13 protein-coding genes are annotated in these 25,845 nt (G+C 41.8%); 12 read left to right on the top strand and 1 reads right to left on the bottom strand.

The annotated features are described in order from the left end of the window. Positions 1–74 precede the first annotated feature (74 nt). The 6 genes from KZP23_RS22510 (at position 75) to KZP23_RS22485 (ending at position 13,147) form a co-directional block, all read left to right on the top strand. On the top strand, positions 75–2,213 hold the full coding sequence (locus KZP23_RS22510) for a glycoside hydrolase family 127 protein (protein WP_226334045.1): 2,139 nt from the start codon (positions 75–77) through the stop codon (positions 2,211–2,213). Positions 2,214–2,849: 636 nt separating this feature from the next. Further along, positions 2,850–5,426, top strand: a complete 2,577-nt coding sequence (locus KZP23_RS22505; protein WP_226334044.1) for a glycoside hydrolase family 38 C-terminal domain-containing protein — start codon at positions 2,850–2,852, stop codon at positions 5,424–5,426. A gap of 21 nt (positions 5,427–5,447) precedes the next feature. Next, positions 5,448–7,781 carry a GH92 family glycosyl hydrolase gene (locus KZP23_RS22500; RefSeq protein WP_226334043.1) on the top strand — a complete coding sequence of 778 codons (2,334 nt, stop codon included), beginning with the start codon at positions 5,448–5,450 and terminating at the stop codon, positions 7,779–7,781. A gap of 3 nt (positions 7,782–7,784) precedes the next feature. Further along, complete coding sequence (locus KZP23_RS22495; RefSeq protein WP_226334042.1) at positions 7,785–9,170, top strand: SGNH/GDSL hydrolase family protein; 1,386 nt, start codon at positions 7,785–7,787, stop codon at positions 9,168–9,170. 12 nt (positions 9,171–9,182) lie between these two features. Next, on the top strand, positions 9,183–11,591 hold the full coding sequence (locus KZP23_RS22490) for an alpha-L-rhamnosidase-related protein (RefSeq protein WP_226334041.1): 2,409 nt from the start codon (positions 9,183–9,185) through the stop codon (positions 11,589–11,591). A 68-nt stretch (positions 11,592–11,659) separates the two neighbouring features. Next, complete coding sequence (locus KZP23_RS22485) at positions 11,660–13,147, top strand: sialate O-acetylesterase (protein ID WP_226334040.1); 1,488 nt, start codon at positions 11,660–11,662, stop codon at positions 13,145–13,147. On the opposite strand, the gene lgt is transcribed toward KZP23_RS22485, so the two are convergent. Next, a complete protein-coding gene (gene lgt, locus KZP23_RS22480) occupies positions 13,110–13,961 on the bottom strand; it encodes a prolipoprotein diacylglyceryl transferase (protein WP_226334039.1) in 852 nt (283 codons plus the stop codon). The genes KZP23_RS22485 and lgt overlap by 38 nt on opposite strands. Before the next feature lie 563 nt (positions 13,962–14,524). Here lgt and KZP23_RS22475 point away from each other — a divergent pair. From KZP23_RS22475 to KZP23_RS22450, 6 genes are read left to right on the top strand one after another with little or no spacing between them, the layout of a single operon-like run. After that, a complete protein-coding gene (locus KZP23_RS22475; protein ID WP_226334038.1) occupies positions 14,525–16,264 on the top strand; it encodes a RagB/SusD family nutrient uptake outer membrane protein in 1,740 nt (579 codons plus the stop codon). A gap of 24 nt (positions 16,265–16,288) precedes the next feature. Continuing rightward, positions 16,289–16,747 carry a DUF5004 domain-containing protein gene (locus KZP23_RS22470; protein ID WP_226334037.1) on the top strand — a complete coding sequence of 153 codons (459 nt, stop codon included), beginning with the start codon at positions 16,289–16,291 and terminating at the stop codon, positions 16,745–16,747. Continuing rightward, positions 16,744–17,745, top strand: coding sequence for a DUF4961 domain-containing protein (locus KZP23_RS22465; protein ID WP_226334036.1), 1,002 nt, complete (start codon positions 16,744–16,746; stop codon positions 17,743–17,745). The genes KZP23_RS22470 and KZP23_RS22465 overlap by 4 nt, the downstream gene beginning before the upstream one ends. Before the next feature lie 31 nt (positions 17,746–17,776). After that, positions 17,777–20,914 carry a SusC/RagA family TonB-linked outer membrane protein gene (locus KZP23_RS22460; protein ID WP_226334035.1) on the top strand — a complete coding sequence of 1,046 codons (3,138 nt, stop codon included), beginning with the start codon at positions 17,777–17,779 and terminating at the stop codon, positions 20,912–20,914. A 22-nt stretch (positions 20,915–20,936) separates the two neighbouring features. Continuing rightward, positions 20,937–22,700 (top strand): RagB/SusD family nutrient uptake outer membrane protein, encoded by a 1,764-nt coding sequence (locus KZP23_RS22455; protein WP_226334034.1) that lies wholly within the window; start codon positions 20,937–20,939, stop codon positions 22,698–22,700. Between the two features lie 23 nt (positions 22,701–22,723). Continuing rightward, positions 22,724–25,822 carry a SusC/RagA family TonB-linked outer membrane protein gene (locus tag KZP23_RS22450; protein ID WP_226334033.1) on the top strand — a complete coding sequence of 1,033 codons (3,099 nt, stop codon included), beginning with the start codon at positions 22,724–22,726 and terminating at the stop codon, positions 25,820–25,822. Positions 25,823–25,845 lie beyond the last annotated feature (23 nt).

Raw genomic sequence — 25,845 nt, 5'->3', positions numbered from 1 at the left:
GTACCAGTATAAATTTTTATTATATTTGACCATACAATATTGGAAATGTAGCTTTCAATACAATAACTCAAAATATGAATCAGATTTTAATGAAAAACAGCCCTCTTATTATTGCCATGGCGGCATTGATGGCCTGTAGTACAAATGCGCAAAAGGAGGATCTGTCAGTATCTGCTGCGAACTCCAATATTGTGGAGGTCAAGGTCGACCAAGGTTTTTGGGGACCAAAACTGGAGACTTGGCGATCGGTGACTATTAATGATGTTTTCGACAAGTTTGAGGGCGATTATCAACTTGAATGGCGATTGGGGGATGAATATGACAGAACCCAACAAAGAAGGGATGCCTTCAAAAATTTTGACATGGTGGCTGAGGGAAAGCGTGGTACAGGTGAACACCACGGCCCGCCTTGGTATGATGGTTTGGTGTATGAGACCATTCGGGCTGCAGGAGATTTTTTATACCATTCACCTGATCCTGACTTGGAAAGTAGGGTAGATGCCTATATTGATAGGATTGCGGCTGCCCAAGCATCAGATACAACAGGATTTATCAATACTTATACACAGTTGGTGGAGCCAGATCGCAAATGGGGAAGGAATGGAGGTTTTTTAAGATGGCAGCACGATGTGTATAATGCAGGGATGTTGATAGAGGCTGGAGTACATTATTATAAGGGCACCGGTAAGACCAAATTGCTGGAAGTGGCCGTGAAAATGACCAACCATATGTATGAGACAATGGGGCCTAAACCCAAGTTGAATATCATTCCTGCGCATGCCGGTCCAGAAGAAGCGTTATTGGACATGTACCTGTTGTTTAAAAATCATCCAGGGTTGAAGGAAAAGATTGGTGCTCTTGTAGATGAGAAGGAATATTATGACTTGTTGGAGTTTTGGATAGAAGGCAGGGGGCAGCATGTAGGCTTGCCCAAATGGGATGAATGGGGAGGCCCGAGATCTGATAGCTGGATCAGAGAAAACAAATATGAAGACCCTGAAAAGTATGGCAAGCATAGCAGACCATCTTTCGGAGATTATGCTCAGGATTCCATTTCCGTATTTGACCAAAAAACCATTGAAGGACATGCTGTAAGGGCTACACTCCTTTCGACGGGAATTGCTGCCATGGCAGTGGAAAATAATGAAGATAATTATATCACCACGGCCAATAATTTGTGGGATAATATGGTGGGAAAAAGAATGTCTGTCAATGGCGGGGTAGGTACCATTGCCTTTGACGAGAAGTTTGGGCCGGATTATTATTTGCCCAACGATGCCTATCTGGAAACATGTGCAGCCGTAGGAGCTGGTTTTTTCAGTGAAAAGATGAGTGAACTGGAAAGGGATGGGAAGTACATGGATGAACTTGAAAGGGTATTGTATAATAATATTCTCTCAGGGATTTCATTAAAGGGAACAAGGTATACTTATGAGAATCCGTTGGTCTCTGATCACCATCACCGCTGGGACTGGCATGATTGCCCATGTTGCCCACCTATGTTTTTAAAGATGGTTTCCGCTTTGCCGGACTTTATTTATTCAGTAGAAAAGGACAGGATATTTGTCAACTTGTTTGTGCAGAGTAGTTCTGATATTCAGCTAAATGACGGGGAAAAGGTTTCTTTGAATCATAGGACCGGATATCCTTGGGATGGGGATATAAGTATAAGTGTGAATACTGATAAAAAGGATAAGTTCTCCATATTGGTGAGAATTCCAGGTTGGGCACAAGGGATAGAAAATCCTTATGGCCTTTACCATTCTGCATTCGAAGGAGAATATGAATTGTCAGTAAATGGGGAGACAATCAATGCGGTACCAGAAAAAGGTTATATTGCTTTGGACAGGAAATGGAATAAAGGTGATGAGATATCTTTAAAACTGCCTTTGGAGCCAAGGTGGGTATTGCCCAATAGTAATATTAAAGAATTGAGGGGAATGGCAGCCTTGGCTTCCGGGCCTGTCATTTTCGGTTTTGAGGAAAGTGATAATAAAGATTTGGATGACCTTGAAATTTCTTTGGATAAACCTTTGAATATTTCTTTTGAAAGAGAAGAGCTAGGAGGGGTGAATGTAATTACAGGAGAGGGACTGTCCAAAGGAGAAAGTGGAGTATATAAAGCAGTGCCCTACTATGCCATGGGGAATTCAAATCCTGGTGAAGCATACAAAATTTGGATGCCCATAGATGAGGCGAATAGTATGGAATAAGAAGAATTGAAATTAAAAAGTATCTAAGTTTAGGATTATTTATAAAGATTGGGGCCAGGTTTTTCTGGCCCTTTTGCATTTTATTTGCCTTTTGGGGCTACTGAGAGGGGGAAGTGGAGATGGTGGTGTTGATCTGAAGTATGAAAGTGAAATGGATTGATCGTTTTAACTAATTTTTGCTAAAACGATTAAATAATTTTTCACCTAGAAAACTATAATTATGTGATTATAGAGTATTGTTGAGGCATGGATTAAAGGAAAGTTTTTTATAAACTTTGTTAAAGTTAGGTTTCTGAGCGACAGAGATGGTTTTTGATTTTACTGAAATCCAAACTGGTAGCTCAGACTTGGTTTTTAAGTGTTTACAGGGGCTGAGTGTTTTGGTAAAAAATAGTTAATCGATTTAGCAACTTGTGTTTTATTTTATTACTTTGCCAATAATATCAGGAAAAAAGGTGTGAAATACTGGTAGTCGGTTGGTGTTCAGAAATAGCTTTAAAACGATGGGTTTACATTCTAAAAGACCGGCTTAGTACTTTTCAGGCCTTTTTTATAAACTGATTATTGTAAATATTATTCCTTGGCATTGGATATAAAGCCAAATGTACAGGATCAATAAAATTAATAATTAACCCAATGAGACCAAGTAGAATCCGTAATGCGGTATTTAGTTTTTTTGCTGTATTTATTTTGAGTTTGTTGAGTGCTCTGGCTCAAGATGCCTATTTTGTAGACGGTTACCATGGAGGTATCTATGGTCATTATCCTCGTTGGCAAACCCAATTTATGCTAGATCAACTTTCCATGCACCCTGAATGGAAGATCAACCTTGAAATTGAACCAGAAACTTGGGATTCCGTAAAAGTTTACGATCCTATAGCTTATCAGAACTTCCAAAAAGCCATGATTCAGCCAGGATTTGCCGAGAGAATAGATATTGTCAACCCGTCTTATGGGCAGGCTTATCTTTTTAACATTTCTGGGGAATCCATTATCAGACAATTCGATCTTGGTATCCGTCATATGAGGGAACATTTTCCTCAGTTTTCCTATACCACTTATTCGTCCGAAGAACCTTGTTTTACAAGTGCCTTACCGCAGATTCTAAAGTCTTTCGGCTTTAAATATGCGGTATTGAAAAACCCTAATACCTGCTGGGGTGGGTATACCCGTGCATATGGAGGAGAACTGGTCAATTGGAAAGGACCTGATGGTACGCTGATCAAAACCGTGCCTAGATATGAGAGCGAGGCCTTGGCTTCAAATTCTACTTGGCAGACAAAGGCATGGGGAAATGGACAATCCTATATTGAAGCAGCTTTTGAGCAGGGAATAAAGCATCCAGTAGGGATGTGCTTGCAGGACGCTGCTTGGAAGGGTGGGCCTTGGCTGGGGGCAGATCAGCCCTTATACAGGCCATCACATTATGTGACTTGGACCGATTACTTTGAAAACATTGTGATATCCGAAGCTGAAGAGGTTTGGGACTTTAGTCAAGAAGATGTTTTGGTTAGCTTGGTTTGGGGGGCTCAAGTGATGCAGCAATTGGCACAAAATGTCCGTGTTGCAGAGAACAATATCACCTTGGCAGAAAAAATGGCGGCTTATGCCAAAGCCTATTCTGCTGGGACATGGTCAGTGGAAAAATTTGACGAAGGATGGAGAAACCTCACGCTTGCCCAACACCATGATTGTTGGATAGTGCCATATAACAGGGTGGAAGGAAGCAAAACCTGGGCTGATAAAGTGGTGGATTGGACCAGCATTACCAATGATATCAGTGAGGAAGTTATAGATGATGTACTGGGTAGGGAAGATGCAAACATAGAAACCTCCTTATTCATCAATGTCTTCAATGGCCAAGGGACTGCAAGAGAAGAATTGATCAAAGTGGATGCGGATAAACTGCAGGATAGAAACTGGGTGGTAATTGATAATGAAGGAAAGCAAATCCCCAGTCAATTGGCTTCTGTAAACGGAGAGAAAAAATTGTTGTTTAGGGCAAAGGTTGGATCATTGGGCTTGAGCAGTTTTCGCTTGGGACAAGCCAAAATGTCCAAGGGGAATGGATCCGAAGCCCTTATAATGCCAAATGGTAAAGTTCAGGTCAATACAGATTATTACGAGGTGCTCATTGATCCATCTAAAGGAGGAGTAATAGAAAGCCTAAAGGCGAAGAAACTAAAAGGCAAGGAGTTGGTTGATCAGCATGCAGATAGAGGTTTCAATGAAATTAGAGGCCATTTTTATGATTTGGGTAAGTTTCTATCCAGTACAGATAGTCCTGCCAAAGTGGAAATATTGGAAAATGGACCTTTGATGACCACTGTTTCTGTCAAGGGGCAAATAGGTGAACATCCATTTGAGCAATTGTTGAGTTTTTATCAGGGAGAAAGAAAAATTGATTTTGAGCTGACCATAGACTGGCAGGGTAGTCCAGGAATAGGTCATTATTCGCAAATGGAAGTTTATAAAGCAGAAGACCCAGAAAAGGCATTTTATAATGATGCCTATAAACTTTTGGTACACTTTCCATTGGGATTTGATCAGCAGCAGGTATATAAAAATGCGCCATTTGATGTGACCATGAGTGACCTGGAATCTACCTTTTTTAACCGTTGGGATAGTATCAAAAATAATATTATCCTGAACTGGGTGGATGTAATGGATGAAGATGAAAACCTTGGTGTAGCCTTGTTTTCTGATCATACCACCAGTTATGCTCATGCCAAAGATCATCCTCTTGCACTTAATATTCAATACTCAGGAAGGGCATTGTGGGGGATGAATTATAAAATCGAGGGGCCAAGTCATGTCAAATACGCTTTGGTACCTCATCAAGAAAAATGGGATGAAGCAGGGATCTGGATGGAAAGTGTTCAATGGGATGAGCCTCTGAAAGCCCAATTATCAACTTCATCAGTTGGGGATTTGGCCCATCAATCCCTGTTGGAGTTGGAAGATAAGGGTTGGCAAATTACCACTGCACATTTTGCAGGAAGGGATTTGCTGGTGCGATTGTTTAATGCCGAAGGAACTGAGAAAGCATCAACCATCTTGGTGGATGGGGACTTTGCCGGTGCCGAACTTATTGAACTTAATGGCGACGCTATCCAGGAACTTGAGGTCTCTGGAAAATCACAAAATAAAATTCATTTGTCTATTCCTCGTTTTGGGGTGAGGACGCTAAGAATAAAGGAATACCATCAATAATTTACTTTGAATAAACCTATAATGACCTTGAGAATTAATTTGTTGGCCTTGGCCATGCTGGCGCTTAGCATACCAACATTTGCGCAAATGAGTTCGCAAAAAACTGAAGCACTTAATCCAGTACAATATGTGAATCCCTTTATTGGGGCCAGTACCAGTACTGATGCTGCTGGAGTCTATCATGGACTTGGAAAAACTTTTCCCGGTGCGGCTACTCCTTATGGATTGGTGCAAGTAAGTCCCAACACCATTACTGGCGGGGATAATGGCTCAGGCTACAGTTATGAGCATACCTCGATTGAGGGATTTGCCTTTACCCAGATGAGCGGGGTAGGCTGGTATGGTGACCTGGGGAATTTCCTGGTGATGCCCACAACCGGTGAATTACAGACCGTAGCAGGTCCGATGGATCAGCCGCAAGATGGATATCGTTCAACCTATGACAAGTCTAGTGAATATGCGGAGGCGGGATATTATAAGGTTGATTTGACTGAAAGTAATATAAAGGCTGAAATGACCGCGGCCCCGCATAGTGGAATGTTGAAATTTATTTTCCCGGAAAACAAGCAGTCCCGTATCCAGATTGATTTGGCCAGAAGAGTGGGCGGCACTTCTACATTGCAGCAGTTGGAGGTAGTGAATGATCAAACCATTCGTGGATGGATGAAGTGTCCTCCAGAAGGAGGTGGCTGGGGAAATGGTGATGGGAGTTCGGATTATACCGTGTATTTCTATGCCCAATTCAGCAAGCCATTTAAGGAGTATGGGGTTTGGAAAGCGGATATCCCATCGGACTGGAGTAGGAAAAGAGAAGCGGTAGAAAGTGAGCGCTATCAGCAGCGAATAGCTGAAGCTGTAGTAAAAAGAAAGGTGAAAGAAGCCCAAGGGAAACATATGGGGTTCTTTGCCGAATATGAAACAACGGAAGATGAAGCTATCTTGGTGAAAACAGGGATCTCCTTTGTGAGTATGGAAGGGGCAAAAAACAACCTTGAAACTGAGATCAAAGGCTGGGATTTTGAAAAGGTAAAGGAGAAGGCCCAAGCACTATGGAATTCAGCACTTTCTAAGGTGGCCATACATGGAGGAACTGATGAGCAGAAAACGGTTTTTTATACAGCCCTGTATCATAGCATGATTGACCCGCGGATGTATGAAGATGTTGATGGGAAGTATATGGGGGCCGATGGTCAGGCACATCATTCCAGTGACTTTACCAAGAGAACCATTTTCAGTGGATGGGATGTTTTTCGCAGTCAGTTTCCTTTACAGACTATCATTAACCCAGTATTGGTCAATGATATGATCAATTCATTGGTGACCATGGCTGACCAAAGTGGCAAGAAATATTTGGAGCGTTGGGAGCTGCTGAATGCTTACAGTGGCTGCATGATTGGTAATCCAGCTGTGTCCGTTATTGCAGATGCCTACAGTAAAGGAATTCGAGATTTTGATACGGAAAAAGCCCTCCAGTACATGGTCAATTCTGGTGAGAAATTTGGAAATGGAGCAAAGGGTTATACGCCAGGAGGCTTAAGTATTTCCCATACCTTAGAATATGCCTACACGGAGTGGTGTACGGCAATGATGGCAGCAGATATGGGAGAGAAAAGTATAGCAAAAACCTTCTTCGATAGGTCAAAAAGTTATCAGAACATTTTTGATGATTCGGTTGCTTGGTTCCGGCCAAGAAGGGAAGACGGTAGTTTTGATGCTTGGCCTGAGGAAGGGCGATTGGTGGAATGGTACGGAAGTATTGAAAGTAATGCTTATCAGCAAGGTTGGTTTGTACCTCATGATATCAAAGGAATGATTAAGTTAATGGGAGGAAAAGAAGCCGTAAGGGAGGACCTGACTGATTTTTTCGAAAAAGCTCCTAAAAACCTAATGTGGAATGAATATTATAACCATGCCAATGAACCTGTTCACCATGTGCCATTTTTATTTAATTATGTGGAGGCACCTTGGTTGACCCAAAAATGGACCAGATTGATTTGCGAGCGTGGTTATAAAAACAGTGTGGAGGGCTTGGTAGGGAATGAAGACGTCGGGCAAATGTCTGCTTGGTATGTCTTGGCTTCTGCAGGACTGTATCAGGTATGTCCGGGAGACACCAGGGTGGATATCACCAGTCCAGTGTTTGATCAGATAAGCTTTCAGCTTGATCCTACTTATGCGAAGGCCAAGACTTTTACGGTGACCGCCACTAATAATAGTCCCGAAAACAAATACATCCAGAAAATTCAACTTAACGGAAAACAATTGAAGCACCCATTTATTGATTTTAGTGATATTCAAGCAGGAGGAGAACTGGAATTGGTCATGGGAGCAACACCAAATTATAACCTAAAATAAACCATGAAAAAAATATTTTCCTTAACGATAGCGACATTTCTTGTCGCGAGCATAGCCATGTCCCAGTCCATCAAACCTTTTTCTAAAGGAGATAAAGTGGCCTTTGTGGGAAACAGCATTACAGAAGCGGGATATTATGAAACTTATATCTGGCTGTATTATATGACACATTTTCCAGATCGGCGGATTGAGATCAGGAATGTGGGAATTGGCGGAGATGTGTCTGGTCAGATCAATGATCGCTTGGAGTCGGATGCCTTGGCATTGGATCCTGATGCTGTTGTGATCACCTTTGGGATGAATGATACAGGTTATTTTGAATACAACTGGGATAACCCCGATAAATTCGCAGATGAGCGAGTGGAGAAATCCTATAAGGATTTCCAGGGTATCATTGACCAGTTAAAAGCAGCACCTAAACTGAGAAAAATTATCATGAGTTCATCTCCTTATGATGAGACTATGGAGAATGAAAACAATCATTTTCCAGGAAAAAGTAAAGCCATGGAAAGGATTGTGGCTTTTCAGAAAGAAGAAGCAGAGAAGCAGGATTGGGATTTTGTGGATTTGTATTATCCAATGGAAGCGATTAATCTGAAGGGGCAAAAAGAAGACCCTGCATTTACCATAACCGGCCCAGATAGGATCCATCCGGGCAACGGAGGACATTTGGTCATGGCTTATCTTTTTTTGAAGGCCCAAGGCTTGGAAGCTCCAGTGGCTGAAATTAATCTTGATCCTGAGAGCAGTTCAATCATTAAAGAAGAAAATGCGACGATTTCCAATCTTAAAGTAGAAGGGGAAAAGCTCAGTTTTGAATACTTGGCCAAGTCTCTGCCATTTCCGGTAGATACAGTTTCCAAAATGTGGGGAAATGAGCAGAAGCAATCATTGGCATTAGAGGTGGTGCCTTTTATGGAAGAGTTTAACCGCGAAATTTTTCAAGTTCAAAATTTATCTGGTGATCAAAATTACGAACTGATGATAGATGGAGAGTTGATAGGCAAATGGACTGGAAATGATCTAGCCAAAGGAATCAACTTGGCAGCAATCAAAACTACACCGCAATACAAACAGGCATGGACCGTGATGAATTTGGCGAACACCATCCGGAATATTGATAATAAAATCCGCGAATATTATTGGATGCAATATGATGTGTTCAAAGACCTGGATATGATGTTCGAGGATGACCAACATGCGATTGAAGTAGCCAGAAAGATATCTAAGGACAATGGTTTTGCCCGCAGCAAAATGGAAACCTATGAGGCCATGCGCTTTGAAGCCATTCGCAAAACCTATGAAGATCAGTTGGAAACCGTAGCTGATGTGATCTATAAGGTGAATCAACCGCTCAAAAGGAAGGTTGAGATCCGTCCTGTTCAATAATTTTTTATGTGTATGAGTTGTAAGCAGATGATAATCCCTGTGATTAAAAGAAAGGAAGGGGGCAAGCGCATCGCCTTATGGATGGTTTTTGTTCACCTTTTTTTGATCAGTGCTTTTGGTCAAGTTTCAGATAAGGGGAATGATCAAAAGCCATGGAATGCCAACTGGATTTCTGTTCAAGGTTCAGATGGCTATGCCTATGGTGTTTATTATTTTAGAAAAGACTTGGCGCTTGATCAAGTCCCAGAAGATTTTATTGTCCATGTTTCTGCAGATAATCGATATAAACTTTATGTGAATGGCAAATTGGTCTCATTGGGGCCAGCTCGTGGCGATACATATTTTTGGAATTATGAAACGGTTGATTTAGCTCCTCACCTTCAGCAAGGTAGAAACAATGTGACCGCCTTGGTATGGAATGAGTCGGAGTTGAGGCCGGAAGCGCAGGTCAGCTTCCGGACGGGCTTTATTTTGCAGGGTGATTCAGAAAGGGAACAAATACTCAATACCGATGGGAGTTGGAAAGGTGTCAGAGATAAAGGTTATCAGCCTGCACCAAGCATTTTTGCGGCAAGTACAGGTGAAATGGTCGATATGAATAAGTCAGTGATGAATTGGAGTGACCCGGATTTGGATGATAGTTCATGGCCCAAAGCAGCGGTTTTATTGCAAGGAAAGCTTAAAGGTGATTCAGACGGATTTGGTTGGATGCTGGTACCAAGTACTTTGCCGCAGATGGAAATGAAATACGATAGGATTCCGAGTTTGAGAAAAGTGGAGGGTATGCAAATATCAAATGACTTTCCTTTGGAAAAAGATGCCATCACCATACCAGGACATTCTAAGGTGAGTCTTTTATTGGATCAAACTTACCTAACAAATGCTTATTTAACGCTGAAATTTAAGGAAGGAAAAGACGCAAAGATCGGGATAAAATATGCAGAAACATTAATGGATGGATTTACCGATTATGGTGCTCAAAAAAGTAATCGTAATGAAGTGGAGGGTAAGGTTTTCTATGGTCGTAGGGATAGTTTGATTTCAAACGGAACAATGGGGCAATCATTTACGACACTTTATTGGCGGACCTTTCGATATATAGAATTATCAGTTGAAACTAAAGACGAGCCATTGACCATTTCTGATATTTATGGGACTTTTACGGGCTATCCATTTCAGCAAGCGTCCCAGTTTAAAACTGATAATGTTGAAATAGATAAAATTCTTGGGATTGGCTGGAGAACGGCCCGGCTCTGCGCCATGGACACTTATTGGGATTGTCCTTATTATGAGCAGCTGCAATATATTGGGGATACCCGTATTCAGGCCATGATTACTTATTACAATTCTACAGATGATCGTCTTGCACGGAATGCCTTAACACTAATGGACCATTCGCGATTGCCGGAAGGAGTGACCTTGAGTCGTTACCCGACCAAAGGAACCCAGGTAATTTCTACTTTCTCTTTATGGTATATTGGTTTGCTGTATGATTATTGGATGTATAGGCCTGATGAAGCTTTTATCAAGGATAAGCTTTCTGGAGCCAGGGCAATCTTGGAATTTTTCAGCAAATACCAACAAAGCGACGGTTCTTTGAAGAACACACCTTACTGGAATTTTGTGGATTGGGCGAATGGAGAAGGTTGGTCAGTGGGTGTTCCGCCTAAAGGAGCAGATGGAAGCTCGGCAATTATCGATATGCAACTGCTATGGGCTTTCCAGTGGGCAGCCAAATTAGAAGAACATTTGGGCTTGGCTTCTTTTGCCAAGCAATATGAGCAAAAGGCAAAACAACTTAAAGAGACCATAGTGAGGAAATATTGGGATTCATCGAGGAATTTATTTGCTGATACCCAGGATAAGAAACACTTTTCCCAACACGCCAATTCATTGGCCATTTTAACAGGCTTGGTTGATAAAGAAAAGGAGCAGGCGGTTTGTAACAGCCTGCTCACAGATAGTTCACTTACGGAATGCACCTTGTATTTCAAGTATTATCTGTTTCAGGCTTTGGAAAAAGGAGGCTTTGGAAATGATTATATGCAGTGGTTGGATGTATGGCGGAAAAGTATGGATGAAGGAATGACCACATGGCCAGAATATTCGAATTTAGAATACACCCGTTCGGAATGTCATGCTTGGTCAAGTAGTCCAAACATTGAATTTTACAGGATGGTACTTGGTATTGACAGTAATGCCCCTGGATTTTCTTCTATTAAAGTTGAACCACATTTGGGAGATCTCTCAGATGTAGGAGGAGAGATTCCTCATCCAAATGGCAAGATCGCTGTCAACTACCAAAAATCCGGGGCTGAGTGGATAATTGATATATCAATTCCAACCAAAACATCCGGCATGTTTATTTGGGAGGGAAAAACATATCAGCTGAATGAAGGCAGGAATTCCTTTCGGCTTTAAATGGTTTGCGGAAGAATGATGGATGAACGGAAAAGATCGGAATATTGGGCAACATAATAACAGGAACTATGAATAAACAATTTAATTTATACATCATTATTTGTTTTCTTCTTTTGGTCTCTTTGCAGGCTAAAGGCCAGGAGCTGTCTTTTGCTGATCCATTGGGAGACCATATGGTCGTGCAGCAAAATAAGCTGTTGAAGGTGTGGGGAAATGCTGAACCAGGAGCCATAGTACGGATTACAGCAGACTGGGCAAGCAGCCCCGTTGAAGTTGTCGCTGATTCATTCGGTAAGTTTTTGGGGATTTTGCCCGTACCGAGGGTAAAAAGAGGTGATTTTAGTTCGCACTGGTTACGGATCAGCAGTAATAAAACATCCGTTCAATTGGACGATATATTGATCGGGGATGTGTGGATTTGCAGCGGGCAGTCCAATATGCAATTTGGCATGGATGAGGCGGTCAACGCCGAGGAAGAAATCAAAAAGGCCAATCATCCCAATTTGAGGTTGTTTTATGCTGGATTAAATTTTAGCAATGTTCCCATAGATGACATAAATGGGGAGTGGAAAAGCTGTGACTCCTCCGCTGTTCGTAAGTTTTCTGCGGTGGCTTATTATTTTGGGAGTAAATTGCATGAAGACTTGGATATTCCTGTGGGAGTGATTTTTACGGGGATTGGAGCTTCAGCGGCCCAAGCTTATGTTCCTCGAGAGGTGTTGCAGGCCGATTCTGTCTTGAACGGAGTGTATTTACAGCCTTATTTACAGTCAGATAAGTCTAAGGAGAAAATTGATGGGGGATTCAGTTTTGAAAAGGTTACAAGACCTTATTTGCTTTATAATGCTATTATCCATCCTTTCAAGAATTTGTCCATTTCCGGTTTTTGTTGGTATCAAGGAGAATCCAACAGGCACGAGCGGGAAAGCTACAGGCTGCTGACCCAATCTATGATCAAGAGTTGGAGAGCTGCTTTTTCTCAGGGAGAGTTGCCTTTTTATATGGTGCAGGTGGCTCCGTTCTTTTATGATATAGAAGATCCGAAAATGGCAGATTATGCATTTTTTAGGGAAGCTCAAGAAGAGGTTACAGCATTGGGCAATACAGAAATGGTGGTGACTATGGATGTGGGGGAAGCAAAGGACCTGCATCCGAAAAACAAGAAGCCCATAGGGGAAAGACTGGCTAGAACGGCATTGAACAGGTATTATGGGGAATTGCAGGTAGATTATCAAGGTCCTCAACTTATGGATGTGGAATATGATAAAGGGAAAGCAGTGGTGAGCTTCAAAACGGAATCAATAAAGAGTGGCTTGCAGACCAATGATGGGATGCCTCCCAAATTTTTCCAAGTGGCAGGTGCTGACCAGGTTTTTTATCCTGCTCAAGCGGTAATAGAAGGAAATCAAGTTGTCCTGAGTTCCAAAGAGGTGAAAAAACCAGTTGCAGTGCGCTATGCATTCACCAATTACCCCGTGACTAATTTAGAAAATAAAGCAGGCATTCCTGCAGTGCCATTTAGGACAGATAATTGGCAGGAACCTGATTGGAAATAATGGAGTGATAAGGATCTGGACCTTTTCGAAAAGAATAATAAATCAGTGCGAGTCCCAATAAAATGAAAGGGACGCTCAAGAGCTGGCCCATGTTCAAAGGGAGTTGTTTTTCGAAAGGGACTTGGTTTTCTTTTACAAATTCAATTGCCAATCTAGCTATCCAGAGGGAAGTCAGGATTCCTCCCAGAAAAAAACCATTTCCAAATTTTTGGGAATGGTTTTTCCATAACCAGAAAAAGACAAAAAAGAGTATCAAATAGCAAATGGCTTCGTAGAGTTGCGCAGGATGTCTGGGAACCAAGTCAACTCGGGCAAAGATAAAAGACCAAGGCAAATCAGCCGGTTTACCAATGATTTCGGAATTGATCAAGTTACCAAGTCTGATCGTAACACCTGGAATTAAAGCCACAATGGCCAGTCTGTCAATTACCCAAAGATAGTTCCAGTGATGAATCCTGCAGAATGCAAGAACGCCTATAATGATCCCTGCGACACCACCATGGCTGGCCATGCCTGAAAAGGGAGGGGTGATAATTTCTAAAGGATCGGTGAGAAAGATATCGATATCATAAAATAAAAAATGTCCCAGTCGTGCTCCTAGGACAGCTGGTACGACTATATAGAAAAATAGACGTGGCAAATCCTCTGTGTACCGTTTGTCCCTGAGAAAAATATACAGTCCCACCTGTCTACTTAATATCAGCCCAATGGCCCAAAGCAGCCCATACCAGTACAGAGATAATCCTATATTGGGAAAATGGAACAATTCTGTTTTGGGATTCCAAAATATATGAGAAATGATAGGATAGGGCATTTGGAGGGTAAATTGTTTGATGAATTTCCAGTGTTTGGACGAATTTAAGGATGTAATATAAGGTATAATTTTAATTTTTTGTCATGTTGTTCTGGTCAATGTTTCTGTGAATAGCTAAAACGAATAACTTATTAATATGCTGGTAAATGTATTGATGAGTTTTATTGATGTAATCAGTTTATTCTATTGATAATATTGTAATTTTATGATTAATATTTTGATATTTTATTAATGTCATCCGTTTTATTAACTGATAATAGCTTTGTTTTTTAATGAATCACTTTTAGTTTGTTGGACCATTTTTATAAAAATGATGATTTTGCTGTCATATTCTATGAATTTGGTTCGTGAAATAATATTTGCAGGGGTGAATGGTTATTGTTTAAAAAGATCATCGTTTTTTATAATAAATAAAAAATATGAAATTAAATTTTTTTAATGTGGTAATAAAACAGTTTAATAACTGTCATTAATGTAAAAATCAAAATAAATATAGGAGTCTATGGTATTTTTCATTAAACATATTTAGATTTGCTAAAACGAATTAGTTAACAATGAACCCTATGAAAAACAATTACCTAATCTTACTTGGGGTTTGTTGTTTGTGTTTTGGTATTTTGTCCTGCCAACAAAGCTTTTTGGATGAGACACAAACAACAAATCTGGATGAGCAAACCGTTTTTTCAGACAGTACATTTACCATGTCATTTCTCATGGATATTTATACTGGTGTTGGATTTTCGGAGGATCCCGGGCGTTTTGGTGCAGGCGGGACTCGGAGTGGGGGGCTGCAGACCGCTACTGATGAGGCGGAGCCTCGTATTTTGTCTTCAATAACGACAGATATCCAGTTTATTACAGGAACTGTAAATCCCTTAATTATTGATGATACTCCATGGCGGGTAGGCTACTCTAATATTAGAAAGGTGAACCAGTTCTTGGCGCACTTGCCTGAGGCACCGCTGGACGAAAGTCTAAAGACCCGTCTCAAAGCCGAAGCGCGATTTTTGCGGGCTTGGTATTATTCTATTCTCCTAAAGCATTATGGAGGAGTGCCATTAATTGGAGATGTAGTGTTTCAGTCTCCTGAGGAAATCGTTGCCCAAAGAAATACCTATGCGGAGTGTGTGGAATATATCGTTGCTGAATGTGATGCTGCAGCACTGGATTTGCCTAACCGTCCATTTGGTCGAAATCACGGTAGGGCAGGAGCAGGTTCTTGTATGGCTTTAAAGGCCAGGGTGCTTTTATATGCGGCCAGTCCATTGTTTAATGGAAGTGGTTTTGGCGATGACAAGGTGGAATTGGTTGGATATACGGATCAGGATCCAGCAAGGTGGCGCTTGGCTTGGGAAGCGGCCAGGGCAGTGATCGCTGTTCAAGAGTTTGATCTGTTTGTAGACAATGGTACAGCGCCAGGATTTGGTTTTTATAAGCTGTTTTTGGCCAGTGATTTTGCCTCAGAAGGAGCTTATAAAGGGACGCTTTTTGAAATTAAGCAAGGTCATGGGAATTATAGAGAACAGCTGTTCAATCCACCATCTCGAGGAGGAGGAGGAGGAGGCTTTCCTTATCAAGAATTGGTGGATGCTTTTGGTATGAGCAATGGAAAACCCATTACAGATCCATCTTCAGGCTACGACCCTGATAATCCTTATGAGGGTCGTGATCCACGTTTTTACAATTCAATTGTATACGATCAGACGCCATTAAGAAATGCAGGAACACCAGATGTCCCTGTGGATATTTATACAGGTAACTTTAACGGAGAGCTGCAGGGGCAGGATGCTGTATTTACCGGTACACCAACCGGGTACTACGGAAAGAAGTTTTTGCACAAAGCTACTGCGGCAAATTGGTGGATTGGGGTTCCGCAATCGAGACCATTATTAAGATATGCAGAAGTACTTTTAAACTTTGCCGAAGCGAGAAATGAGGATTTGGGACCAGATGAAGAGGTCTATAGTGCTTTGGAGGCTATTCGCATGCGTGCTGGACTGGATCCGTATGCTTTGCCCTCCGGATTGACCAAAGAAGAAATGAGGGGAGTGATCCGAAATGAAAGGAGGGTTGAGCTGGCCCTTGAAGGACATCGCTTCTGGGATGTGAGGAGATGGATGATTGCTGAGGAAGTGGGAAATCAAACCAAAACAGGTATGGAAGTTCAGCGCAATGGTAGCAATGTGACCTATAATCGCTTTGATGTCAGGAAGCATGTGTTCAGAAAGGCAGCCTATTTTTGGCCTTTACCCTATGATGAGGTGGCAAAATCTCCTGAATTAGTTCAGAACCCCTACTATTAATCATTTATCAACAATTTACCCGAAATGAAGGATACACTAAGAATACTTAAGTGCGGGCTGTTATGTGCCGTACTTAGCTTGATCTTTAGCTCCTGTATGGAGCTGATCGGTGAAAATCAAGAGGAGACCATTCAGGAGAGTGTCAAGGATATCAGTGGGGAATGGCAAATAAAAAAGGCCTTCCGGAATGAACTTGACATTACTGAGATGATGGATTTTACCCAGTTCAGGATTACTTTTTCTGAGGACCATACTTACCAAGTCAGTAACTACCTGCCTTTTTTGGTGAGAAACACCGGCGAGTGGCATTTGGATGATCCCCAATATCCATTTTATATCAGCATGACTCCTACTGGTGGGGAAGCACTCAATACCGAATTTGACTTTCCTATTGCCAATGGGGATCGTGAGATACGATTGATTTTTAGCCCAGGCTGTTCCAATAATGCTTATGAGTATGTACTTGAACGTGTGAAAGAATGAAGTATTTAAGAATGATCAATAAAAAGTGGATTTATACCAATGTGCTGATAGCCGTTGTGGCTTTTTTGCTGACCATGTGTCTTTTTTTGGATGGTATTGAATATCCGGACACGGTGGTGGCAAATGAAGAGGCCACCTTCCATATGAAAGTAAGGGTGGATGCTGCCGAAAACAGTGACAATGTAAGGCTGGTGATTGGATATTTGGTGCCCAAAAGCTGGAGAGCTGCAGAAAATACTACAGTTACTTATACCAGCAGCATCGATGAAGGGCAAATGAACATGTCACTGATCCCCACGGAAAGTCTGCCCAAGAATGGTGGAGGGGTGACTTGGTCACAAGGCATTAAGGCCAAATATGGTTTTGGACCGAATGTGTTAGATGATATGGAGTGGGTTGCCTACTGGTCAGATAGGGTCTATAATGTGGCCAATGGGGAAGATATCACTGCAGATATTGCTATAAAAACAAAAATTGGACCTGATAACCTGAAGGTGAAATTGGGATTCTTTGTCAACCACACCAATGACGGTTTGGGACAAAATACGGATCATTTTAAAGTGCAGTTTACGGATTGTATTTCTGTGACTGATGGAGAAGGTGATGTGACTGATTTTTGTGAATTGCATTTTAATTCTGCCCAACCGCTTACCGCGAGCAAGGATGATATCGTGACCTTGAGGTATCAAGGGGACATTGGTGATAATCCATTGGATCCTTATGAAGATATCTATTTGTGTTCCAAAGTTATTACTGATAAAGGCAATGTCTATACAGTGTGCGATGCTACTTCCAAAACAAAGATGATGAAAGAATCCACCTTTGGAAGAACCTATAGCCTGACCTTTTGGCCAGCAGGCTTCTATGGAGTGCCAGAGGATGAAAATATCCTTAGGATGGAGTACACTTTTACCAATGCAGATGGATCTGTTGAGTTGCAGGAGGAGGAAGATGGCGTTCCGTCAAGTCCATTTGTATACACGTTCAAGTGCGAATAAATAAACCTCTAATGACCAAATGATTTTGAAAATGAATACAGATTGTCATTTAAGATATATAAGGCGGGCGATCATCATCATGGTGCTTGGTGTGCTTTTGCCCCACATCATGCTTGCGCAAGAAGAAAAAGACCTAGGTACGACGGTGCTTGGTCCTAGTGTGATCATTATGGATGATTATGGTAATCCCGTGAGTGGGGTGGAAATGAAAGATGGTGCCGGAAATTTTATCGCCTCTAGTAATGAAGAGGGCATCATCTATTTAGATAAAGAGTTGGATGGCGTATTTAGCTTCCATCACGAGGGCTTTTATGTGATCCGCAAAAAAATCGGACCTGAATCCCGGGAAGGAGATGTGAGTGCTGTTTATCTAATGGAACGTTTTGTCAAATCTCCCAAAAGGATGGAGACCCTATATGGTGATGCTGATCCTGAAGTTTATTTAGGGGCATCTTCGGCCGTTTATACCGATCAACTCAGCACTACTTTGGGCAATACGATTTTACATGCATTGCCAGGACGGATAGCAGGCTTGGATGTGTCACAGCATTCTGGGATGGCTAATCCTAGCACTAGTGGTAATAGTAATGCGGATATTATCGGAAATATCCCTGTTAACGGTAGAGGTACCCCAAGCGATAACAAGCAATTTTGGTTCAGTGCCAGAGGGCAAGGCCCTGTGACAGTAATCGATGGTATCCAAAGGGATTTGTTTTCGATCGATCCAGAAAATGTGGAATCCGTTACCCTCCAAAAGGATGCCCTTTCTTCCATTTTGATGGGGATGCGAAGCAGTAGGGGGGTTTTGCTGATAGAAACCAAAAAGCCAAAAGATGATCAGTTTAGACTCTCTTTTACAGGGCAGGGAGGTATGCAGCGCTTAATGAATGTTCCCAAGCCATTGTCTGCTTACCAATATGCTTATATGCTTAATGAGGCCTTGCAGTATGATGGTAAATTACCAGCCTATACTTCTTCCGATTTTCAAAAATACCTCAATGGCAGCTCTCCTTATACTCATCCGGATGTCAACTGGTATGATGAGGTATTGAAAAGGGATGCGCCTATTTCCTCTTATAACCTTAATGTAAATGGTGCCGGAGGAGCAGCTAGGTATTATGTGGGACTTAGTTATATGAACCAACAAGGACATTTCATTACATCTGATGCCAATTCCTATAATACCAACTTGGGATATGATAGGTATTTGATTACTTCTAGCGTAGATGTGGATGTTACTGAAGATTTTACCGTAAATGCCACCATTTTTGGTAGAATTGAAGATGGGAATCAACCTGGAGCTGGTGCTTTTAATATCTTAAACGACATCTTCAGAACGCCAAACAATGCTTATCCTGTTTATAATCCCAATGGCTCATATGGAGGGAATACCTCGTTCACCAATAACCTGATGGCACAAACGGTGAACTCCGGTTATATCGCCAACTATAGCAAGGATGCCATGGTGAACATCAAGCTGGATTACGATTTTAATAAGTTCATAGAGGGTTTAAGCATGAGTGCGACTTCCAATGTTTCTACCCAGGCTCAATCCGCTATTGTTAGGAATAAGCGGAGCATAGTATACCAGTTTTTGCTGGAGGAAGGTGCTTCTTTAGAAGAAGGAACCTATACGACCTATGGAAGTAACCAAGCCCAGTCCAATAGTTATACCCCTGTTTCCACCTATAATAGCTGGTATGGTCAGTTGGATTTGACCTATGACCGTTCATTTGGAAAGCATCATGTGACAGGGACCCTATTTGCGGACAAAAAAGTAGAAACAATCAACTATGATCTACCAAGAAGGCCTTTCAATGGCGCCTTCAAGGCCAAATACGATTTTGCCAAGAAGTACATGGCAGAAGCGGCCATTGTGTACAGTAAGTACAATGGATATCGTCCTGGAATGCAGGGAGGTGGATTTTATGCCTTCGGATTGGGCTGGGATATTGCCAAGGAAGATTTCTTGCTCAATGCTGACTGGTTAGAACAATTGAAAATCAGGGGGATCTATGGAAAGACAGGTAACGGTATTGACAATGCGGGTTATTATAATTGGCGCCAGTCTTACCGAAACAGTGTGACAGACTATACCTATTTGCAAGGTTATTCTGAATTTAATCAGATCGCAACGATCCAAAACAATCCTATGGCCAACCCCAATTTAACTTGGGAAAAGGCTAATAAGCTAAATATCGGAATTGACCTCTCCATGTGGAATAATCGCTTAAGCTTTAGTGGTGACTATTACCGTGATATTTATTTCGATATGCTTCAGGTAAGAGGAAAAACCATTGCTTTTGGTGGTTTTGAGTTTCCTGTAGAAAATATAGGAGAACAACTACGAACAGGGGTGGAACTGGCACTTACTTATCAGAATAATATTGGTAGTTTCAATTATTTCCTAACGGGCAATTGGACCCAAAACCGCTCAGAGGTGCTTTATATGGATGAGCAGGATATAGAGGAAGCATATCGCAGAAGGACAGGGAAACCAGTAGGTACTACCTTTGGATATGTTGCAGATGGCTATTTTACCTCTGTAGAAGAGATAGAAAATTATGCCCTGTTTGAAGGCTATGAGGTAAAACCAGGAGACATGAAATACAAAGACCTCAATGGAGATGGTTTGATCAATGAGTTTGACCATACGGCCATAGCAGGTTTGAAACCCTATTCATTTTTTGGATTAACGGCCGGTTTTAATGTAAAAGGATTGGACTTTAGTGTGTTGCTTCAGGGGGCATATAACCGTGATATAAATATCAACAATGATGTGATGCAAGCTGGATTCCAAGTGTATGGACAGCAATACGGGCAGGCTTATCAACCTGTTTTGGGAAGGTGGACACCGGAAAATAAGGACATCGCTACCCATCCCCGCTTGACTGCAGGAGGTAATCTTTATAATATCAGCCCCGGTTTTGCCACAGGCAGCCATATGATCAAGGATGGAGATTATGTCAGGGTGAAGAATGTAAGTATAGGCTATACTTTGCCTCCAACACTTTCAAGAAAAATAGCCAATGCCCAAGTGAGAATCTTCGCCAATGCCACCAACCTGTTTACTTTCAGTCATTACAGTTGGGTAGATCCTGAGGTAACCAATTTTACCAGTTACCCCAACACGCGTGTGATCAGCGGCGGTCTCAATATCAAACTTTAACATTAAACCCTAGACCAAGCGAATGATGAAAAGATCATATATAAATAGTTTATCTAATGGATTAAAGGTGTTTTGCCTAAGTACAGCGTTACTGGCCTTTGCTTCTTGTGAGGAGGATTTTGAAGCCATTCCGGTAGAGCAGTTTACAGAAGACTTTGTTTTCTCGACCACTGATTCCCTGGGAGTACAGGCGAGACAAAATTTGGCGGCCATATACAGTACGATGTATAACCGGCACAATAGGATCGGTGGGGATTATCTGGATGCCGCTACTGATGATGCGATTTCTTCCACCATCAATGAATCCGATGTGGATCGATTGGCGATGGGCAGGTATACCCAAACCAATATGATTGGGTCTGTGATGAACCTGGCTGTCAATTATCAAGCGATAAGAATGGCCAATATATTTATTGCAAACATCGATAAGGTGCCTTTGAAAGATACTTTTGGGGATGGAATGCCGCTCAATTTGGCCTGGAAAAATGAAGCACGGTTTATCAGGGCATATCATTATTTTGAACTGCTTAAGCGCTTTGGAGGAATGCCTTTAATGGGAGATACCATCTTGGGCCTGGATGATGATCTAGAACTGCCTAGGAATTCCTTCGAGGAATGTTTGGAGTACATCATAAGCGAGTTGGAGGATATTGAAGATGGTCTGAGAACCTATCCACTGGCCGATCTTACCAGTGAGGCCCATGTAGTGACAGCAGAAGCAGCTATGGCGTTGCGGGTGAGGGTTTTGTTATATGCGGCAAGCCCATTGTTCAATGGTGGGAATATAGGACAATCAGCTGAAGAGAAAGCATTACTGGGATATGCACAATATGATGAACAGCGCTGGCAGAGGGCAGCAGATGCCGCTAGGTATTTTATGGATAACTATGGGCATAACTTCTCGTTGAATTCAAGCTTTAAGGATGTTTTTATAACTGATGGTAATCCAGAAATTATCTTTTTTAGACAAGGAGGAAACAATACTAATATAGAAGCCACAAATGGGCCAGTAGGGTATTCAGGAAACAATCTTGGACAAGGAAGGACCAGTCCCAGCCAAAATCTAGTGGATGCTTTCTTGATGAAAGACGGAAAGACCATAGATGACCCAACTTCTGCCTATAGTTATCTGCCTTTTAGACCTTATGAAAACCGCGATCCGAGGCTCAAGGCTACTGTACTTCATAATACCGCCACATGGCTAAACAAGGAGATAGAAACTTTTGAGGGAGGAAAAGACAATCCTAAAGGCGCCAGTCAAAAAACCAAGACGAGCTACTATATGAGGAAGTTTATGGGCAATTTCGAAAACCAGGATGCTTATGCAAATGTACGGCACAATTGGATCGAATTGAGGTATGCAGAGGTTTTGATGAGCTTTGCAGAGGCCCAAAATGAAGTCTCAGGACCTACTTCAGAGGTAGAAGACGTTATTTTTTCCATTAGGGAAAGGGCCGGAATAGACCCGGGAAGTGATGGAAGGTTTGGCTTGCAACAAGGACTGACCAAAGAAGCAATGCGGGAAGTAATCCAAAATGAAAAGCGGATAGAATTTGCCTTTGAAGAACACCGCTATTGGGATCTAAGAAGATGGAAAAAAGCATCAGAAGTCTATAGTCCGGAAAACCCTGTAAGGGGGCTGGTGTTGGTAAAGACGCCCACAGGCTTTAATGTGAATGAAGTGGATTTGTTGGAACTGGATTTTGAGGAGAGAAGATATTTTTATCCTATTCCCTATTCGGAGATTTTGAACAATAAAAACATGGTCCAAAATCCGGGGTGGTAATAATCCAGGTAGGACATTTTAACATGACTTTAAATCAAGTGATGATGAAAAAGATGATACAACTAAGCCTGTTTTTGGTATGTGGACTGATATCCACTGCCATGGCCCAAAATAGCATATTGCGCGGAATCGTTAGCTCTTCAGATGGGGAGACCCTTCCGGGAGCTACCGTCGTGGTCAAAGGAGATAATCCACACGGCACCACTACGGATATCGATGGTACTTACCAGATAAATGTAACTCCTGGAGATGTGGTGGTATTTTCCTTTGTGGGGTTTATACCTCAGGAATTTGAGGTAGGCAATAGGAGCAAACTGGATGTGGTGATGAAGATGGATGAAACAGCCTTAGATGAAGTGGTGGTGGTAGGTTTTGGTGAGGCCAAGCGGATTACCCTGACCGGAGCGGTAAGTTCGGTAAAAGGAGCTGATATTAGGACCATTCCAACTCCAAGTGTACAAAACACCTTACAAGGTAGGATGCCCGGTTTTTTTAGTCAACAGCGCTCAGGACAGCCTGGTAGGGATGCTTCCGATTTCTTTATCCGTGGGGTAAGTTCTCTGAATCCTGCGGGAAATGAACCTTTGATCATTGTGGATGATGTACAGTATTCCTATGATCAACTTTCTCAGATCAATGTCAATGAAATTGAGAGTATTTCGATTTTGAAGGATGCTTCTACAACTGCAATCTATGGTATCAAGGGGGCCAACGGCGTGCTAGTAGTAAAAACCAGAAGAGGAGAAAAAGGTGCACCCAAAATCAACCTTCGGGTGGAACAAGGTTTCCAGACCCCTGTTAGAAAACCATCTTTTCTGGATGCTTATAATACAGCCACTTTGGTAAATGAAGCCTATAGAAATGATGGTCTCAATGAGCCTTTCAATGAGCAGGACTTGGAAGCCTTCAAAAATGGAACTGACCCTTATGGTCATCCGGATGTCAACTGGTATGATGTGGTGTTTAAGCAGTTTGCTTCCCAGAGGAATGCCAATTTGGATATTTCAGGTGGTGATGATAAACTTAGATACTTCGTCAATGGAGGGGCATTTACCCAAAATGGATTGGTGAGGGACTTCTCTGATCCAAACAATGAGGTGAACAATAATTATTTTTACCGCAGGTTCAACTATAGGACCAATTTGGATTTTGATATTTCCAAAACCACCAGTTTAAGACTTGATGTGACCACCAGGTTTATGAATATCAATGAACCGCGGGGGCAGAATGTGGTTTCCGAAATTTACAACTTTGCAAAAATCAGACCTTATTCGGCTCCTCCATTGAATCCGGATGGTTCTTATACCTATGCTTATGATACTGATGAAAAACTGCCTACGATCAATGCCAGAATAGCTAATGGAGGGTATTCAAGGACTAGAAGAACCGATATGAACTTTTTGTTTGGCTTTGATCAAGACTTGGGCTTTATCACCAAAGGTTTAAGTGCTGAGGGTAGAATAGCTTATTCCAGTATAGAGGAAAATAACCGCCAGGTTTTTAGAAGTTCATATCCGACTTATCATTATGATCCTGAATCGGATAGCTATTCTATTGATCCAAGAGGAAACTATGCTTATGGAACTTATGCCGTATTGGGCAATCAGAATTACAGTTCTAAAAATGTCAATCTGCAAGCCTTCCTGAACTATAATAATACCTTTGATGAAGACCATCATGTTGCCGGTACCTTGTTGTTTAACCGTCAGAGTAGTACAGCAGTGTCCTGGGCGGCAGTACCAAACAATTTCCAAGGGTTTACGGCCAAGACTGCCTATACCTATAAGGATAAATATTTGATCGATTTTAACCTTGGCTATAATGGTACAGACCGGTTTGAGACAGGAAAACGCTATGGTTTCTTTCCTGCGTTGGGATTAGGCTACAGTATTTCCCAAGAACCCTTTTTTAAGGAGAAATTCCCTAAAGTAGATCTATTAAAATTGAGGATGTCCTACGGTTTGGTAGGGTCCGATAGGACCTCTGGAGACCGGTATCTTTATAGACAGGTTTATTATAATGGAGGCGGATATATCCTAGGAGAAACAGCGGGCATTGGTTATCCTACGATTTTTGAAGGGGACTTGGGTAATCCAAATGTGACTTGGGAAAAATCAAGGAAATTTGATATAGGTGTAGACGGAGATTTGTTCAATAGCCGGTTGACCTTTACCGTTGATTATTTCTATGATTACCGCTTTGACCAATTGGTGACCAGGGAAGATATCCCATTAATGTTAGGGGTAGGCGTAGCCCCAACCAATGTGGCAGAGACCCAAAATCAGGGTTTTGACGGTCAGGTGGGCTATCGTTTTTATAACCGGAAGGGGTTGGAGATCAGTACCAATTTTGTGTTCTCCTATGCGAAAAACAAAATTCTTTATAAGGCAGAAGCCCAGCAGTCTTATCCTTGGTTAGCAGAAACAGGGGAATCTATAGGACAGCCTTTTGGATATACCTTTGAAGGATTCTATACAGATGAGGATATCGCGACATTAAATGATACTGATCCAGAGAATAATGTGGCCGTTCCCCAAAACGATGTGCCCGTCCAAGCCGGTGATCTAAAATACAAGGACCTTAATGGAGATGGTGTTTTGGATAATATTGACCAGAGTCCTATTGGTATGCCTAATCTCCCAAATACCACCTTGGGATGGTCCACAAATTTCTTCTATAAGGGCTTCAGTGCAAGCTTCCTGTTTCAGGGCTCATTCGGATATAGCTTCAGTGTAGTGGGAACAGGGATAGAGTCTTTCAAAAGCCAATTCCAGCCAGTTCATTTGGAAAGATGGACACCTGAGACCGCTGATACTGCCACTTTTCCAAGGTTAACAACCAATCCAACTACCGTGAACAGTAGCGCTGCTTATCCATCTGATTTTTGGTTGATTGATGCTTGGTATGTCCGCTTAAAAACCATTGATATCGGCTATGAACTTCCAAGTAGCAAATTGCCATGGGGTATCAATAAAACCAGGGTTTACCTGAACGCTTATAATTTGTTTACTTGGACGAGCTACGATAAATACCAGCAAGATCCAGAGATTAGTACCAATACCGCAGGGGATGCCTACTTGAACCAGAAGGTGTTGAACCTTGGCTTACAAATAACTTTCTAATTATTATCATCATCACAAAAAAA

Origin of the sequence: Echinicola marina, from assembly GCF_020463795.1 — a bacterium.
Lineage (GTDB): Bacteria > Bacteroidota > Bacteroidia > Cytophagales > Cyclobacteriaceae > Echinicola > Echinicola marina.
The sequence above is the reverse complement of the archived record's forward strand: the minus strand, read 5'-3'. Positions and strand labels throughout refer to the sequence as shown.